2 protein-coding genes are annotated in these 1,295 nt (G+C 75.1%); one reads left to right on the forward strand and one right to left on the reverse strand.

All coding sequences use genetic code 11. The annotated features are described in order from the left end of the window. Positions 1-181: hypothetical protein (locus ACWF94_RS40685; protein WP_453500360.1), on the forward strand; the 181-nt coding region annotated here is incomplete at its 5' end. Between the two features lie 63 nt (positions 182-244). Here the strand turns inward: ACWF94_RS40685 and ACWF94_RS40690 are convergent. Beyond that, positions 245-1,295: PucR family transcriptional regulator (locus tag ACWF94_RS40690; protein WP_453500362.1), on the reverse strand; the 1,051-nt coding region annotated here is incomplete at its 5' end.

Below are 1,295 nucleotides of genomic sequence, written 5' to 3' on the forward strand. Positions count from 1 at the left end.
CCCGCGCGGGCGCGGCGCACCGGCCGGGCCCCGGTTCGCCCGGCGGGCCGGCCCTGCCCCGGCCGGTTCTGGTGTGTCCGGTACGGACCCGCGTACGGTTCTCGGCCAGGGCGAGCGGCACCGTCCGACGACGGGCACGCGGTCCGGGACGGCCGCCGGGGTGCGGTCGAAGCTGGCCTGATCCATCAGACACGCTCGGACACGTTCGGACACGCTTGAGGCGTGGTCGGGCGCGGCGAGAGTGTCAGCTCATCCGCAGCGCCAGGAAGAAGTCCAGCTTGTCCTCAAGCCGGGACAGATCCCGGCCGGTGAGCTGCTCGATCCTCCCCACCCGGTACCGCAGCGTGTTCACATGCAGATGCAGCCGCGCGGCACACCTCGTCCACGAGCCGTCGCACTCCAGGAACGCGTCGAGTGTGGGCACCAGTTCCGCGCGGTGGCGCAGGTCGTACTCCCGCAGCGGGTCCAGCAGCCGTGCCGTGAACGCCCGCCGCACATCGTCCGGGACGAACGGCAGCAGCAGGACGTGCGACGCCAGTTCATGATGGCCCGCCGCGCAGACCCGGCCCGGACGGGCCGCCGCCACCCCGCGGGCATGGCGGGCCTCCTCCAGCGCCCCCCGCAGGGCCTCGGCGGAACCGACCGCCGCGCTGACGCCGATGGTCAGCCGCCCGTCGTCCGCGAGACCGGCCGACAGCGGTTCGCGCAGGGCCCGCAGCAGCGCGTCCGCGTGCAGTCCCGCCTCCGGGGACGAGGCGTCCGCCGCCCGGGGCACGGTGGGCAGCGGCACCAGGGCGATCGCCTCGTCCCCGGTGTGGGCGACAGCGATCCGGTCGGAGGATTCGGGACCGGCGGCCGAGGGGTCGACCAGCACGTCCTCCAGCAGCGACTGGGCGACCGGGCCCGCCTCGATCCCGGAGTCCGGGCCCCAGTCCACCCGCGCCACCACCACCTGCCAGTTCGGGGCCGTGCCAAGACCCGGCAGCAGCACCGGCGCGGCCACCCGCAGCCGGGCTGCGATCTCGGCGGGAGCCGCGCCCGCCGAGACCAGCTCCAGCACCTCCTGGGCGAGCCTTCTGCGTACCGAACGGGCCGCCTCGCGGCGGTCGCGTTCGACGGCGATCAGCTGGGTCACGCCCTGGAGCAGATCGAGCCGGGCGGCGGGCCAGTCGCCCGCGTCCGCCTCGACGGCCAGCAGCCAGTCGGACAGGACGCTCTCGCGCACATCCCGTTCGGCGGACTCCGTTCCCCGGCCGGAATCGCGGATCGGGAAGAGGGAGTGCACCGTCCCGCCC

The sequence above is a fragment of the Streptomyces sp. NPDC055078 genome (genome assembly GCF_053607985.1).